The following is a 14978-nucleotide window of genomic DNA, read 5'->3' as shown; positions in this document are numbered from 1 at the left end:
GAAAGGTAATTACTTTTCAACCGGCTTTTGAATATATGCAGCCCCTGCAGGCGTTTATCTTACTTTTTAAATGAGAAAGTGGTGGTTCCGATGTTGTTGCCGTCGGCAAAAATATCAACCGTATATTCACCGGCAATCAGGGCTTGTTCTCCATTGTTATCCCAAAAAATATTCACCGGAAGATCATTCCCTTCATAAGTTACCTCACGCATGGCTGAGTAAGGAATACGCAGGTCTTCGAAACGGAAAAGGTCGTTTTTCGACTTCAACAACAAAATTTGGTCGGGCCGCTGAATGCGGACATAAATATTTTTGGCTCCCCGTTTGGCCGTAATGTTTTTGCCAAGGGTGAAGTTCACCTGTATTTTTTCGGCTTTTCTACTGTTATTCACATCATTGCCCCGCGAGTTAATTCCGAAAGCAGACAAGCCCTTCGTCTCCAGGGTGGCGGCTTTTTCCACGCGTTGAGACAAGCGTTCTTTCTCCTTTTCCAGCCGTTGTTTTTGGCTTTCAATCTGCGCGTACTCTTGTTTAACCTGAGCATTTTCGTCCATCAGCTCTTGGTTTCTTCGATTCAGCGAGTCAACTTGTGTAATATAGTTCCGCATAATCTTACGTAGCGAGCCTACCTGATTCCTATACATCTCAATCTGCTCGTAACTGGCTTTTTTTATCTGACCAACTTCCAGCATCAGGTCTTTCACCCGGGTTTGTGCTACAAAAAGCTGTGAGTTGACCGTGTCGTTATCCGTTTTCAGGCTGTCGTAACTATGGATCATCTCCGTTAACTCAATCTGAATGGAATCTTTCTCCGCATTTAAGGCCTTTAATATTTCCTTATGCTCGCCCCGTTGCATGAAGAATAATACCACCACACCAATTAAAATAACAGACAAAAAAACTACAATCAGATTATTGCGTCTATCCTTGTCTGTATTTCCCAGAGAAAACTTTTTCTTATTCATATCAGAATCGCCCATACTTGCAGATTTTTAGCTCCATAAACAACGCCCACAAAATTAGTATTATTTTGTGGGCGGTCAAATAAAGACGGACTATGTAGCCGATGTACTAAAAGATATTTCCAAGCTTCACCCCAAAATAAAAGGTGCGGGGCGAAAGTGGCCCGTAAATATAACCCGGGTCGCGGTCAACACCATAGTCGAAATCATCCTGGTAAGCATCGAAAAGGTTCTTGACGCCAGCATACAGCTGAAGCGAGAGACCACCCGACAGTTCCAGGGTTTGGCTCAGCTTTAGGCCTAAATCAAAAAACGGATCAACCTCGTTCAACTGCCCGCCCTCCGGATTGACCAGAGTATTTCCGAAATAAGGCACCAGCATCTTGCCGGTGTAATTGCCGGTAACCGAAGCCTTAAAGGCAGCCGTGGGCGAATAGCTCAGTGCCAGGTAGCCATAACTGTTTGGCGTACGGAAAAAGCGCCTTTCGTTAAACTCCTGCGGTGTCTCATAGCGGCTTTTCTGAAACGTAAAGCCCGATTGAAACATCCAACGAGGCCCGGGCGATGCATTCAGTTCCAAGTTGACACCATCCACTTTGGCACCATCCTCTGCATTGGTGCGGGTGTAAACCACCTGCCCATTGGCATCAGGTGTGCCATATTGGTTGGTAAACGGGTTTTCCAGCGCGGTGTAAAATCCTTCGGCCAACAGCTGGGCTTGCCAGCGCCCCCAGTTCTGTGAGATGTCGACAGAAAATGTTGCACTGTGCGAATTTTCCTGCTCCAGATTCGGATCATTTTTATGGATCACCTTACGCGCCCCGGAAGTTTCGATGTGCAAGTCTTCATCAAAAATTTGAGGTGCCCGGTAGCCTCTGGCAAAGCTGGACCGTAGCTGCACCTGCTCCGACAAATTGAACAACACGCTGGCGCGCGGGCTGAACACATTCCCGGAGATATTGCCATTGGAGTCTGCTTCATCGGCTATGGCATAATGCTCAACCCGGAATCCCAAAGACAAACGCCACTGCTCGGCTACCCATTCGTTTTGCGCAAAAAAGCCAAAGGTCTGAACCGATTGATCGGTGATGGTTGTTGTGCCGACGTGCTCCATCGTTTCCACATCCAGGTAGCCTAGTTTTTGGTCTTTCAGCTCATCGCTGGTCATTTCCAACCCCAGCATCAACTCCGAAGGAGAAAAAAGCATTTGATCAATATCGCGATGGTACTGCGAACCGACGGAATAAGCCAAGTCCTTGGTGAGTCCATAAGCCGACAAGTCTTGCCCGGCCCCATAGTACGATCCGCGCTCCACCTGCTGCATTGCCGCAAAAAAGCTCAGCTTATCATGGTCGCGCATAAATTGGTCAAAGGTCAGGTTGGCCGAGTTAATCTGATGATCTACAGCTTCTGAAATCGCTGCTTCGTGGTTCGGCAAGTCAAAATCACTGCCTCCTCTGCGCGATTCTTCAATAAAGAAATAATCGAGGTTAATCTTTGATCGAAGGCCCATTCGCTTAAAAAAGCTGGCACCAAACGTGCCATTCTCAATGGCTGACATCTCCGAGAAGTCATCACCATTGGCATCGTACGGGTCGCGCTCGCGCTTAAAACCGTAAAAACTCATGCCCGACCGGTAATCCTCACTCACAACCGAGCCATTCATGCTTAAATTGAAGTCGGAACTTTCATCGGCTCCAATCACCGAAACGGAGCTGTTGATACTGTAAATATCCTGTACCGGCTCTTTCGTAATCAGGTTGATGGTTCCGGCAATGGCATTGCTGCCAAACAAAGCCGATCCACCCCCACGAACCACTTCTACCCGGTCAATCATATTGGCAGGAATCAGCTCCAAACCATACACGCCCGCCAAGCCGCTAAACACCGGCCGGCTGTTGATCAGAATCTGCGAATAAGGCCCCTCCAGTCCATTCATGCGCACTTGGGTGAACCCGCAGTTCTGGCAGTTGTTTTCCATCCTCAGTCCCGGCGTAAAACTCAAGCCTTCGCTCAGTGTTACACTTTGCGTGGTCTCCAGCAGCTTTGGGCTAATGGTACTCACAATGGTGGATGCATCGTGACGCGATTTTTCACTGCGGTCGGCCGTTATCACCACCTGCTCCAGCCCAATCTGGTCAGGCTCCAGCTCTGCCGTCAGGGTAATGGGCTCCCCTATTTTGAAACTGAATTCATAAGCCTTGGCCTGGTAACCCACGGCAGACACAACGACCTCCTGCTCCCCTTCAGGAATGCCCACCAATTTATAATGCCCGGTTACATCGGCAGCCGTCCCCACCGTTGTTCCTTTCACTAGAATGGTGGCAAACGGAATATGCTCATCGCCCGAGCGCACATCTCCAAAGAGCATGGTATCATCTAACTTTTCTTTTGGAATTTCTTTCCCCTGAGCCAAAATAAAGACAAGTGACATCAGGGTCACAAAAAACAAATTTTTCATAACGAGTTGCTGTGGTTTTTTTATTGGCTCCAACTGGAAACCAATGAGTGATCAAGTAATTTTTCGGGTTCAATTCATCCGATTTTTAAAAAGCAGGATGAATTATCAACGGACAAAGCTAGGGGCATGAAGCAGCTTGTACAATCCCCAAAAGTTGGGATTTAAAGGCTGTAACATAACGCCAGCTTTACCTCACTTAAATCAAACCAAAGGAGGGCCACGAAGATCGTTAAGATTGAATTGCTCGCGCGAATAACAAAGCGTTAATGGCTGTTCAGCCACGTCAACAACTACTGCCGCACAAACAATCGGTTTTAAGGGGGTTGACGTATCCAGGTAGTCTAAAAAGAATGCTTGGTAGTAGCAGATTCCCGAGTGGCTATGCGAATGGTGCTTACCACTCTCTGAGTCATGCTTAAAAGGGTGGGCATGCTTGACAACCATGCCATTCGAAAGCACATGCAAGTGCATGTTTAGCATCGAGTTTGCCAGCAACATCAGGTATACTGGCAAGACCAAAAGAATAAATACTTTTATATATTTGTGCAAGCGACTCATTGGGAAAGCAAAGATAACTACTCGTCCTTAATGAGAATAACACTTATTGAAAACAAGCAAAAAAATTTAACTTACCCTTGGCAAAGAAGAAAGTTGATATTGAATTATACAGCTATGGAGAGTATAGTCCTTGGGACCGTAGCAGTCGTGATCTACCGAAAATCATAGAAATTTCAGAAGTGATCGAAGCGGAGATCGGAACGGAATTTGGATATATTCTGAAAATAAAAAAAGGCAAGGGTAAGAAGCTGGAATTCAAAATCATCCATCCCCCCTTCAAGGACGAACATGGAACTATTTCACCCGACTTTACCGGCGACTATTACGTAAATAGCAACGACTATTCGTTTTTTTTGGGCGATTGCATTTGGGAGCCCCTGGAAGATAAGCTGGGCCCGTGGCGCTTAATCACCTACCTCGATGGGCAGGTGATTGCAGATAAAACATTACAATTGGTTGCTAAAAAGCCTTAAGCTTCCTTTTCAATCAACTTAGCCAGTTCGGCATAAGCTTCATCGCAAACAACCAACAGGTCTTCTCCAATTTTCCGATAGTGCGCTTTAATTAATTTTGAATTGTCTTTCCCGTCCGGATGATTCACCCGCTGACGCAAATCGCGATGCTTAGCCATCACGTCTCCAGCTATTTTATAAGCAGCGTCCTTATCTGCATTTTCAAAATAACTGCTATACTGAAAACAATCAACAACTACCAAGGAAACCAAATAGTCAATGTCTTTTTTAAGATCGCGGATACTTGCCATAATTAGTGTATTTCTGATGTTAATGGATATTTGAGATGTTTCAGGTCGGTCAAAATTGCGCTAACCGATCCAACCAATATTTCCGTTTCTACTTTAACCGGAATATGATTTTTATCGGCGGTAAACCAAACGTTCATGTGTTCGCCATCAGGGAAAAAGTCGCCCCCCAAAAGGGCAATCAATACATGATGACAACGAAACTTCCGGCCTTCGCGCGTTTTAACAACGTCCTGTCCCAAGTAACGAAAGTACAAATCTTCTGTCTTGTTATCAACCAACATGCTAAAATTAACTTCCTCCCCGTTTCTCAACCGGTCAAAGTCGTAATTTCTAAACTGATAGACGGTACTGAGCATATCGGCTGTAGATGGTTTCCAAGCTAGCGTATCGCGAAAAAGACCTTCCTTCTCACGCTTCACTCGCGAATAAATCTGCATTGTCCCTGGGTCGAAGGAATATTCATGTAAAGTAGAGCTTTTGGCATGATTCACTTTCCGCACAAAATAATCGGCTTGCAGGTTATGATAAGCTGCACGGCTCAGAAAGGTGTCGCGCACGGAATAGAAAATATCATAGGCTTTATAGCTTTGTCCGATGGCCAGAAAACGCCACTTTTCCGTTCCATCCTGGGTGAGGGTGTCAACACCAAAAGTTACTTCTCCGGCATTCACCCACAAAAAGTGCCAATTGTAATAAGCACCATAAGTTAGCTTCTCGCCCGGAAGAAAGACATCGTCACTTTTTTGGGCAGCAACAGGCTTGGCAAGCAAAAAAACAAGTGCAAAAAAGAGCAGGCTAAAAATTCCGGCTACCCGGCCGTGATGATTGCTTTTTCTTTGCGTTTTTGTCATCCTCTTTTTTCTTGTCTTCATCAATCAGTTCCTTTTCAAATTGAATTATGGGAAGTACCCATGTCTCCCGAACGTCAAAGTTAGAACGAAGTTTTAGAATCTTAGAGTAGTACATGACCTGCTCAGGTTGTATGCCTTCATCCAACATCCCGGTATCCCACTTGCCATTGTTGTTACGATCCACGATGAGTCGGATTTTATACTTATCGGGTTTTAAGAACGCAAACTCAATTTCGCTATCCTCTGCAATGCGAATTTCCCGCAGGACTTTCTCATCATCCGTATTTTCAAGCAACTGCACAATCCCCGGCCCATTCAGCCCACCAACCATCAGGATAATTTTGGCATAAAAGGCTTCTTCCTGGATGCCAATCCTTTGGTTTAACTCATTTGTAGGATGCCCGGCAACGTTATAAGCCGCTGCCGAATCAATCTGCAAGCGATATTCTTCTTCAAACTCCCAAGGATATTGAATATAATATTTTCGGGCAGATAAGGAATCCTGCCAAATCTCAAAATCACGTGCTTCTTCCAGCGTATCTACTTTTTGATAAAGATGGATCATCGACCAGTCAAACGACTCAAGGGGTTCAGGAGCTTCCAGCAAAATATTGTTATAAACATCAAAGCCTTTGCTCTTGACATTGGCTTTAAAGTTAATATGTGGAATCGGTTTCGGCTTATCGTCCTCCTCTTTTTTTCGTTTCTTTTTAGAAGTACTTTCCGGCTTGGTATAATTCAGCTCCAGGGTATCGTGCTTCATTACCAAGTTATTCAGACTGTCGGCCACCAAATACTCCAGATGAAATTTCAGACTATCGGTGCTACTTAGCACAGTATCGGTCAACCAAAACATCAGCGAATCGCGCGTAGGATTAAATTCCAAATAGCTCCAGTCTTCCTTCGTTGGAACCGCATCCAGCAATTCAACCTTAAAGGAATCGCTCAGGCTCTCAGCAAAATAAAAACGGATGAGATTGGCCCGTTCCCGCTTCGAATCATCTAAATATTGATCAAAAAAGTCTTCTTCAAAAAGCATCAAAAAGAACGGTGTTTCAAGTGCACTTCTTCTTTTTGTCTTAATGCTAAGCGTGTCAGCCGTATCGGCTTTCGTAGCATAGTCGGGCAAAGTCATTTCCTGTGGAATAACCAATGAGTCCAGAAAAGCAATCTGTTCGAGCTCTTGATTGTAGTTTAAACTATTATCTGCATCGGTCAGCGCATACAGCCGATAAGCGCCTGGTGCGATGTTGCTGACAACAAAAAAACCTTCTGCATCGGTGGTCGCAATATAGTCAGGAATACTATCGGTAAAGGCCGACAGCTCTTTCAAAGAATGCAGCATAACCATCGCACCTTCCACGGGCTCCAAGTTATCCGCTTTTTTCACGTACCCGCCAATCATCAGACTATCAAAATCAGGCCCGGTGCTAAAAGAGAATCGAAAATCTTCAAGCGGATTTTTTTCATTATTATCAACAATAGCATCCTTGAAGTCGAGCGAATAGGTTGTATTCTCCTTGAGTTCTTCCCCCAAATCGATGATTAAGGTTTTAGACTTGGTCCGAATCATGGGGCGCTTCGCCAAGGGAGGAGAAACCACCAAGGCTTCTCTCAGCTCATCGCTGATCACAAATTCATCAAAGGTCAGGCTAACTTCCTCGCCTGTATAGTTTCGTCCATTAAACTCGGGCACAGTCTTAACCACCACTGGAGGTATCGAGTCCTTGGGTCCGCCAGCCGGCATTCCGGGGTTGGCGCAAGAGGTTGTAAAAACCAAGTACCCAACATAGGCTATCAGAAGTATCGGGAAAAATTTTCTCATGTTTTCAAAGTCCGTATAAACATACAAATTTCAATAGAAATCGCTGGTGATCGTGCTTCCTCTGGTTCAAGTTAGAAGGAAGCTTATTCCACCGTAACTGATTTAGCCAGATTCCGGGGTTGATCGACATCGCACCCGCGCATGACCGCAATATAATAGGAAAACAGCTGAAGTGGCACTACCGTAAGCAAAGCAGCAACTGCCGGATGCGACTCGGGTACCTCCAAAAGATCATCAGCCATTTTGCGCAAGCCGTTATCTCCTTTGGTTACCACGGCAATAATATTGCCTTTGCGGGCTTTCACCTCCTGAATGTTGCTAACCACCTTCTCGTAGTAGCTGTCTTTGGCCGACACCACCACAACAGGAAGGTTATCATCGACCAAGGCAATGGGGCCATGTTTCATTTCGCCGGCAGCATAACCCTCGGCATGGATGTATGAGATCTCCTTCAGTTTTAAGGCACCTTCCAACGCCACAGGGAACAAATATCCGCGTCCCAAATAAAGCGCATTCTCCGCATCTTTATATTTCTCAGCCACCTGTTTGATGTATGGATGTCCCACCAGAACAGTTTCCAGCTTTTCAGGGATAGCCAAGAGCTCGGTAATCAGCATTTCATAAAACTCCTGATCGATCTCACCCCGCTCCTTCGCCAACTTGAAAGCCAGCAAAGTCAGCACCGTTACCTGGGCCGTAAAAGCCTTGGTTGAAGCCACGCCAATCTCTGTTCCGGCATGCGTATAAACGCCGGCCACGGTTTCGCGGGCAATACTTGAACCTACAACATTGCAAATTCCTAGGATCAAAGCACCCTGCGCCTTCGCCATTTTCAAAGCTGCCAGCGTATCGGCCGTTTCTCCACTCTGGCTAATGGCAATCACCACATCGCCTTCGCGAATGATAGGCTTCCGGTAACGAAACTCAGAAGCATATTCCACTTCAACCGGAACACGCGCATATTCTTCAATCAGGTACTCAGCCACCAAAGCGGCATGCCAGGAAGTTCCGCAGCCCAAAATAATAATTCGGTTGGCAGCTACGATTTGAGGAAAAACATCGATTAATCCACCCAAGACAATATCATTCTGGTTCGGCCGAATCCGACCACGGTACGTATCTGAAATGGTTTTGGGTTGTTCAAAAATCTCTTTCAACATGAAGTGCTCAAAATCACCTTTATCCAGATCACCAATGCTCAAGTCAACCTTGGTCACTTTAAAATTGACAGGATTGTTTTGCAGCGTCTTCAGAGTCAGGCTGTTTTTCTCTACGATGGCAACGTCACCGTCATTCAAATAGATCACACTATCTGTGTACTCCACTATCGGACTAGCATCTGACGCCAGAAAATATTCCCCCTGACCAATGCCAATCACCAATGGACTTCCCATTCGCGCAGCGATGATGCGGTCTTTTTCGGCCTTACAAACAACCACAATGCCGTAAGCACCAACCACTTTAGAGAGTGCTAACCGGACAGCTGTTTCTGAATCCTCCACTTCATCCATCAAGTAAAAATACTCGATCAAATTAGCCAAAACCTCCGAGTCGGTATCCGACTGAAATTCAAAACCTTTAGCAATTAAATCCCTCTTCAGGCGGGCATAGTTCTCGATGATTCCGTTGTGCACCAACACAAAGTGGCCGTGCATCGATTGATGTGGATGAGCATTTTCGTCGTTTGGCTCGCCATGGGTTGCCCAACGGGTATGTCCAATCCCAACATGGCCCTCAATATTCTTGTCAGCTACAAAAGCTTCCAGCTCACTCACTTTTCCTTTGCGCTTATAAACGTTTAAGGAACTGTTATAAATAGCAATACCGGCGGAATCATATCCCCGGTATTCTAAGCGTTGCAATCCTTTCAGCAGGATTGGGTATACATTTTTATCGCCGATATAACCAACTATTCCACACATAGTTCATCTTGTTTTTAAGTGGAAACGAGTGGCAAGCGTTAATTCAACTTAGTATAAGTCACTTCCAAACGAATTCCAACATGACTGGTGCTTCCTTTCAAAACTACTCTTCGCGCTCGTTCATTGCGGAAAAGTGTCGAAAGGTAAAATCCATCATTCGTTACATCTCCATCAATAATATCTTGCAAGTGATGTGTAATGTTAAACGTATAGGTTGCGTCTTCAGAATTAAAGCGGCCGCCATACAAAGCAGAAGAAACACCGAAATCTGATGGCAAATACAGATAGCCATCATCCTCTTCCGTTTTTTCTCCATCAACAGCCCGCAAAACTAAAGCCGATGGGACTTGATAGTTGTGATAGTCTGAAGCAACCGTATCAGCCTGAAAAACGATAGAGGCTTTATTAATGATAAAATTGGATGAATCTTTCCAGCTATCCAAACTTGGAATATCAACTCTGGTTCTTAATCCACCCATCGTTTGCAAATAAATCAAACTATCGGGTGTTAAAGGATGTTCCTCTAACTGATCAGCAAATACAGTTGTTGAGTAATCATGTGTAAAGCTACTAATGCGGGCCGAGTTGGTATTGATTCGGTAGGCAAAGCTTAAGGAGTCAGTCACCAAGGTATCGGTCACCGTAGTATAGTGCAAGGTCAGATTTGAACCTCCAGCCAATGTATATAGGCTCAATAATCCACCGCCATCGCCAACATCCTGCGACTCAATATACAGGCCTTTAAAGAAGTTAACAAACGTATCGTTATCAACCATATCCAATGAATCTGCCTGAACTAACCGTTCGGCCAGAGACTGATCAAGCTTAATCGCCAATTCCTGAATCAAGGTGTCGGTTTCTGTTGAATCCATGCGGAAAGTAGGATAAAAATCCAATTCGCCGATTACTGTAGGACTGGCCAATGCTTTCAAATCCACATCTTGATAGTAAGCATAATCGCCCGTGCCAGTAGCATCAGTCGTATCCAGGAAAACATCTTCCACCAACTCATAAACTTTCAACGATTGCAAGGTTGTGGTATCGCCATAAATTTCTTTGTATAGCAGGTACAAAACTAATGAATCAACTTGAGTGGTCTCATCAAACCCCGGGTAACCGGGCAAACGCACCTGAGTAGCCAGATGTCCCGTAGTTTTCCCAAATACAGGGTCATTAAACGTACCAAAAACATTGAAATTGGGCTCATCCGTTCTCAAAATCTCATCGGGTTCGGTATAAGCCTCGATCGAGGTGGAATCAACTGCCAAACCAACTGTTTTCAAGTCGGACCCAGGCAACAGTTCCAATCCTGTGCTATTCGGATCTTCCTTACAGTTCCACAAGACAAAAGCCGTTAAGGTGCAGACTGTGGCTAGTCTACCTATTTTTTTTAGTTTCCTTTTCACGTAAACATTGTTTTTTTAGTTCATCAGTGCACTTACATTACCTTATCGTAAAACTCGTTGTAAGCATCGATGTAAGTTTCTTCAGACTGATAATTTAGAAATAATTTCTCGGTGTCCTGAATATAGGTCGTCAAATTAGGATTAATTTGCTCACTGCCTTGAATAACAGCATCTGCATATTGAATACCAAGTTTACTCATATTCTCATAAGTAGGCTCATCCAGAAGTTTCAAATCACCTTCAGCAACTCCATCCAACAAAACATTTGATTTCGTATTTGGACTTAACGCATTGTTAAAGGTCTCATTGTACACCGAATAGATAACCTTCGAATTGGCGAACAGGGGATCATCATGATACGCCTTTTTGATATAAAGTGGAACGAGAGAAGCTAACCAACCATGACAATGAATCAGATCTGGAGCCCAGCGAAGCTTGATAACTGTCTCCAACACCCCACGGGCAAAGAAAACAGCACGTTCGTCATTGTCTTCAAATTCTTTTCCTTTTTTGTCTCTTAGGATTTCCTTTCGATGAAAATAATCCTCGTTATCAATAAAATAGACCTGCATACGTGCCGCCTGAATAGAAGCAACCTTGATAATTAGCGGATGATCGGCATCATTAATAACCAGGTTCATTCCGGATAAACGAATCACTTCATGCAACTGATTTCTACGCTCATTTACATTTCCGTAGCGTGGCATGAAAGTCCTGATCTCACGACCTTTCTCTTGAATTCCTTGAGGCAAAAACCTCGACTTAACCGACATTTCTGATTCTGGAAGGTAAGGTGTAATTTCCTGAGAGATAAATAATACTCTTTTCTTTTCCATTGAAAAATAGCTGAATTTGAATACGCAAAATTAGTAAAAATATCGCGAATATTCAATTTTAAGCAATTACGCGTATATTAAAAAAACTTAAGAAGTAAGACTACCGTTTGTTTTGAATTATTTATTTACTTTGCAGCTCAAATTTTTGCCCTGTATGTTGGTTGTAAAGGAAATAAAAGAACTACAAGAACGGATTGAGCGAGAGAAGGAGGAAGGAAGAACCGTCGGTTTTGTGCCAACCATGGGAGCCTTACACCCCGGGCACTTATCACTGGTTGAGAAAGCCGAACAACAAGCTGACTTTGTAGTGGTTAGCATCTTCGTGAATCCAACCCAATTCAATGATAAAAAAGATTTAACGAATTACCCAAGAACCTTGGATCTGGATCTTGAATTATTGACAGGAACGGCGTGTCAACTGGTTTTTGCGCCAGAAGTAGCAACCATGTATCCGCAAGAAGATACGCGCCAATTCAACTTTGGAAAGCTGGAACAAGTCATGGAAGGGCAGTTTCGTCCCGGACATTTTAATGGGGTGGCGCAAGTCGTCAGCAAACTGTTCGATATGACCAAGCCGCACAAAGCTTTTTTTGGTCAGAAAGATTTTCAACAGCTTGTTATTATTAAAAATCTCGCAAAACAGTTAAATTTGCCGATCGAAATTGTGGCATGCCCAACCATGCGTGAAGAAGATGGGCTGGCCATGAGTTCGCGAAACCAGCGCCTGACGGATGAGCAGCGTAAAAACGCTCCGCACATTTACCAAACGCTGACTGAAGCACGGAACAAAGCCCACGAAATGAGCGTAAAAGAAGTAAAAGCGTGGGTTGTTGAAACAATTGATCAGAATGAATTCCTACAGACGGAATATTTTGAAATAACTGATGATGAATACCTTAACACAGTAGAGAGCTGGAACAGCCCGCTAAACAAAGTCGGATGCATAGCTGTTCATTGTGGCGAGGTCAGGTTAATTGATAATATTGTATTTGAATAAAAAATTACAACATGTTTATTGAAGTTTGTAAATCAAAAATACATAAGGTAAGTGTTACCGAGGCCAACCTGCAATACGTTGGAAGTATCACGATCGACGAGGATTTGATGGATGCAGCCAACCTGATTGAGAACGAAAAAGTTCAGGTGGTCAACATCAACAACGGAGAGCGACTGGAAACTTATGTCATTAAAGGAGAACGCAACTCAGGTGTTATTTGCCTGAACGGCCCGGCAGCTCGCAAAGTGGCTGTAGGCGATGTGGTCATTATTATCTCGTATGCCTCCATGGATTTTGAGGAAGCCAAAACCTTCAAGCCCAGACTGGTATTTCCGGATATTGAGACAAATAAAATCGTTTAAAACGATTGAAACCCATATTTCGAACCTCAGGGCTTTTTTTAGCTTTGGGGTTTTCTTATTTTTACTGAATAACCTTCAGTTAAATGACAAAGGACATCACCCGTAAAATCTTCCCTTCGTTTGAAGCTTTTTTCGACACGCTTAAAACCTGGAAAACAAACAATCAGAAACTTGTTTTCACCAATGGCTGCTTCGATCTGTTACACCGGGGACATCTCGACCTACTGATTCAAGCGGCCAGCCTAGGCGACAAACTGATTGTCGGAATCAATACCGATGCCTCGGTAAAACGCCTAAAAGGAGAAAAACGTCCGCTAATAGAAGAAGAGTCGCGCGCGCTGTTCGTGGCTGCCCTCGAAATGATCGACGCGGTAATCCTTTTTGACGAAGACACTCCTTACCAGTTAATCCGGTCTATCCTCCCTGATGTATTGGTGAAAGGGAGTGATTACGCCATCGAAGAAATTGCAGGCTCCGAGCTTGTTCAGGCGCACCGAGGAACGGTTACCACCATCGAACTAACCAAAGGATATTCAAGCTCGTCTCTGATTGAAAAAATTAAAAATAGCTGACCATGGCCAAAATGAAAACCGTATATACCTGCCAGAATTGCGGCAGTCAATCACCCAAATGGGTCGGCCGCTGCACCAACTGTGGCGAATGGAACACCTTTGTGGAAGAAGCAGTGGTGAAAGAAACCAAAAGCCCGCTGAGCTCCCGAACGGCCAGTGGTGCCAAACCGCAAAAACTGAATGAGGTAAGCGCCGAACAGGTGCAGCGCATCGATTGCCATAACAAAGAGCTCAATCGTGTGCTGGGCGGTGGCTTGGTTCCCGGATCGCTGGTATTGGTTGGCGGTGAACCCGGCATTGGGAAATCGACCCTGGTATTGCAGGTAGCACTCGATTTACAGTCCAAAAAGATATTGTATGTCTCGGGCGAAGAAAGCATTCAGCAAATAAAAATACGCGCCAATCGCCTGAAACGCGAAAACGACAACTGTTACTTTTTAAGCGAAACCTCGCTCGAAAACATTCTTACCCACTGCGAACACCTGGAACCCGAAGTGCTGATTATTGACTCCATTCAAACGGTAGCCACGGCACACATCGAATCGTCGCCCGGCTCGGTCAGCCAAATCAGGGAATGCACCAATGGCATTCTGAAATTTTCCAAAGAACGGCAGATACCCGCCATTTTAATTGGGCACATTACCAAGGAAGGCAGCCTGGCCGGCCCGAAAGTCCTGGAACACATGGTCGACACGGTTTTGCAGTTCGAAGGTGAAAACCAATACCTCTACCGGATTTTGCGATCCATCAAAAACCGCTTTGGCTCCACATCCGAATTAGGAATTTTTGAAATGAACAACGAAGGCATGCGCGAGGTAACCAACCCTTCCGAGCTGCTGATAAACCGCGACCATGAAGGACTGAGTGGAACTGCTGTTTCCGGTGCCATTGAGGGCAACCGCCCCTTGTTAATTGAGATCCAGTCGCTGGTAAGCACCGCCGCCTATGGAACGCCGCAACGCTCATCAACCGGTTTCGACCTGCGCCGCCTAAACATGCTGCTGGCCGTATTGGAAAAACGAGCCGGCTTCAAACTGGCCAGTAAAGATGTCTTTTTGAACATTGCCGGCGGTATTAAAGTCGACGACCCCGCTATTGATCTGGCCGTGATTTCAGCGATCCTGTCGTCCAACTTCGATTTGGCCATCGACAAAAAACTGTGCTTTGCCGGCGAGGTTGGTTTGTCGGGTGAAATCCGGGCCGTCAACCGCCTGGAGCAGCGCATTGCGGAAGCCGAAAAACTGGGAATGCGAAAAATATTCGTCCCCAAAAGCGGGAAAAACCTCAACCTTAGCAAATTCAATATACAAATAGAACATGTCGATCGGGTCGATGATTTTTTCCGGAAACTTTTCCGGAAAAACTAAGGGAACGAACACAGGTTGCTCTCAGGTCAAAAGCACCTTACTTTTGTAATTCCATTCTTTTTCTGAAATTAACAGATCAATTAATGAGATGGAATC

Annotated in this window: 14 protein-coding genes; 5 read left to right on the top strand and 9 right to left on the bottom strand. The window is 44.8% G+C overall.

Annotated features, from left to right (window positions below; all coding sequences use genetic code 11):
- Window positions 1–59 precede the first annotated feature (59 nt).
- The 3 genes from ACUNWA_RS10615 to ACUNWA_RS10605 form a co-directional block, all read right to left on the bottom strand.
- The gene (locus ACUNWA_RS10615) at window positions 60–980 is read right to left on the bottom strand and encodes a coiled-coil domain-containing protein (RefSeq protein WP_445591884.1); all 921 of its coding nucleotides are present in this window, start codon (window positions 978–980) and stop codon (window positions 60–62) included.
- Window positions 981–1071: 91 nt separating this feature from the next.
- Window positions 1072–3423 carry a TonB-dependent receptor gene (locus ACUNWA_RS10610; RefSeq protein ID WP_445591883.1) on the bottom strand — a complete coding sequence of 784 codons (2352 nt, stop codon included), beginning with the start codon at window positions 3421–3423 and terminating at the stop codon, window positions 1072–1074.
- A gap of 201 nt (window positions 3424–3624) precedes the next feature.
- Window positions 3625–3942 carry a hypothetical protein gene (locus ACUNWA_RS10605; protein ID WP_445591882.1) on the bottom strand — a complete coding sequence of 106 codons (318 nt, stop codon included), beginning with the start codon at window positions 3940–3942 and terminating at the stop codon, window positions 3625–3627.
- A 116-nt stretch (window positions 3943–4058) separates the two neighbouring features.
- On the opposite strand from ACUNWA_RS10605, the gene ACUNWA_RS10600 reads away from it, so the two are divergent.
- Window positions 4059–4454 carry a DUF3859 domain-containing protein gene (locus ACUNWA_RS10600; RefSeq protein ID WP_445591881.1) on the top strand — a complete coding sequence of 132 codons (396 nt, stop codon included), beginning with the start codon at window positions 4059–4061 and terminating at the stop codon, window positions 4452–4454.
- Here the strand turns inward: ACUNWA_RS10600 and ACUNWA_RS10595 are convergent.
- The 6 genes from ACUNWA_RS10595 to ACUNWA_RS10570 all read right to left on the bottom strand — a co-directional run bounded on the left by ACUNWA_RS10595 (window position 4451) and on the right by ACUNWA_RS10570 (window position 11584).
- Window positions 4451–4744, bottom strand: a complete 294-nt coding sequence (locus tag ACUNWA_RS10595; protein ID WP_445591880.1) for a hypothetical protein — start codon at window positions 4742–4744, stop codon at window positions 4451–4453. The two genes, ACUNWA_RS10600 and ACUNWA_RS10595, sit on opposite strands and share 4 nt — an antisense overlap.
- A 2-nt stretch (window positions 4745–4746) precedes the next feature.
- Window positions 4747–5595, bottom strand: a complete 849-nt coding sequence (locus tag ACUNWA_RS10590; protein WP_445591879.1) for a DUF3108 domain-containing protein — start codon at window positions 5593–5595, stop codon at window positions 4747–4749.
- Window positions 5540–7420, bottom strand: a complete 1881-nt coding sequence (locus ACUNWA_RS10585; RefSeq protein WP_445591878.1) for an Ig-like domain-containing protein — start codon at window positions 7418–7420, stop codon at window positions 5540–5542. The genes ACUNWA_RS10590 and ACUNWA_RS10585 overlap by 56 nt, the downstream gene beginning before the upstream one ends.
- Before the next feature lie 83 nt (window positions 7421–7503).
- Window positions 7504–9342 (bottom strand): glutamine--fructose-6-phosphate transaminase (isomerizing), encoded by a 1839-nt coding sequence (gene glmS, locus ACUNWA_RS10580; protein WP_445591877.1) that lies wholly within the window; start codon window positions 9340–9342, stop codon window positions 7504–7506.
- 38 nt (window positions 9343–9380) lie between these two features.
- Entirely contained in the window at window positions 9381–10748 is a 1368-nt protein-coding gene (locus ACUNWA_RS10575; RefSeq protein WP_445591876.1) for a DUF4270 domain-containing protein, read from the bottom strand.
- 32 nt (window positions 10749–10780) lie between these two features.
- Window positions 10781–11584: a glycogen/starch synthase gene (locus tag ACUNWA_RS10570; protein ID WP_445591875.1), complete on the bottom strand. Its 804-nt coding sequence runs from the start codon at window positions 11582–11584 to the stop codon at window positions 10781–10783.
- A 154-nt stretch (window positions 11585–11738) separates the two neighbouring features.
- Here ACUNWA_RS10570 and panC point away from each other — a divergent pair, with 154 nt between their 5' ends.
- The 4 genes from panC to radA all read left to right on the top strand — a co-directional run bounded on the left by panC (window position 11739) and on the right by radA (window position 14882).
- Window positions 11739–12581 carry a pantoate--beta-alanine ligase gene (gene panC, locus ACUNWA_RS10565; protein WP_445591874.1) on the top strand — a complete coding sequence of 281 codons (843 nt, stop codon included), beginning with the start codon at window positions 11739–11741 and terminating at the stop codon, window positions 12579–12581.
- Window positions 12582–12592: 11 nt separating this feature from the next.
- Complete coding sequence (gene panD / locus ACUNWA_RS10560) at window positions 12593–12943, top strand: aspartate 1-decarboxylase (RefSeq protein ID WP_445591873.1); 351 nt, start codon at window positions 12593–12595, stop codon at window positions 12941–12943.
- Window positions 12944–13026: 83 nt separating this feature from the next.
- Entirely contained in the window at window positions 13027–13515 is a 489-nt protein-coding gene (gene rfaE2, locus ACUNWA_RS10555) for a D-glycero-beta-D-manno-heptose 1-phosphate adenylyltransferase (RefSeq protein WP_445591872.1), read from the top strand.
- Window positions 13516–13517: 2 nt separating this feature from the next.
- Entirely contained in the window at window positions 13518–14882 is a 1365-nt protein-coding gene (gene radA, locus ACUNWA_RS10550; RefSeq protein WP_445591871.1) for a DNA repair protein RadA, read from the top strand.
- Window positions 14883–14978 lie beyond the last annotated feature (96 nt).

The organism is Sunxiuqinia sp. sy24 (assembly GCF_052677165.1).
The sequence above is the reverse complement of the archived record's forward strand: the minus strand, read 5'-3'. Positions and strand labels throughout refer to the sequence as shown.

What these genes read in the sequence shown, in the direction of transcription:
- ACUNWA_RS10615 (WP_445591884.1), bottom strand. Translation starts at nt 980, where the DNA reads ATGGGCGATTCTGATATGAATAAGAAAAAGTTTTCTCTGGGAAATACA.
- ACUNWA_RS10610 (WP_445591883.1), bottom strand. Translation starts at nt 3,423, where the DNA reads ATGAAAAATTTGTTTTTTGTGACCCTGATGTCACTTGTCTTTATTTTG.
- ACUNWA_RS10595 (WP_445591880.1), bottom strand. Translation starts at nt 4,744, where the DNA reads ATGGCAAGTATCCGCGATCTTAAAAAAGACATTGACTATTTGGTTTCC.
- ACUNWA_RS10590 (WP_445591879.1), bottom strand. Translation starts at nt 5,595, where the DNA reads ATGACAAAAACGCAAAGAAAAAGCAATCATCACGGCCGGGTAGCCGGA.
- ACUNWA_RS10585 (WP_445591878.1), bottom strand. Translation starts at nt 7,420, where the DNA reads ATGAGAAAATTTTTCCCGATACTTCTGATAGCCTATGTTGGGTACTTG.
- glmS (WP_445591877.1), bottom strand. Translation starts at nt 9,342, where the DNA reads ATGTGTGGAATAGTTGGTTATATCGGCGATAAAAATGTATACCCAATC.
- ACUNWA_RS10570 (WP_445591875.1), bottom strand. Translation starts at nt 11,584, where the DNA reads ATGGAAAAGAAAAGAGTATTATTTATCTCTCAGGAAATTACACCTTAC.
- panC (WP_445591874.1), top strand. Translation starts at nt 11,739, where the DNA reads ATGTTGGTTGTAAAGGAAATAAAAGAACTACAAGAACGGATTGAGCGA.
- panD (WP_445591873.1), top strand. Translation starts at nt 12,593, where the DNA reads ATGTTTATTGAAGTTTGTAAATCAAAAATACATAAGGTAAGTGTTACC.
- rfaE2 (WP_445591872.1), top strand. Translation starts at nt 13,027, where the DNA reads ATGACAAAGGACATCACCCGTAAAATCTTCCCTTCGTTTGAAGCTTTT.
- radA (WP_445591871.1), top strand. Translation starts at nt 13,518, where the DNA reads ATGGCCAAAATGAAAACCGTATATACCTGCCAGAATTGCGGCAGTCAA.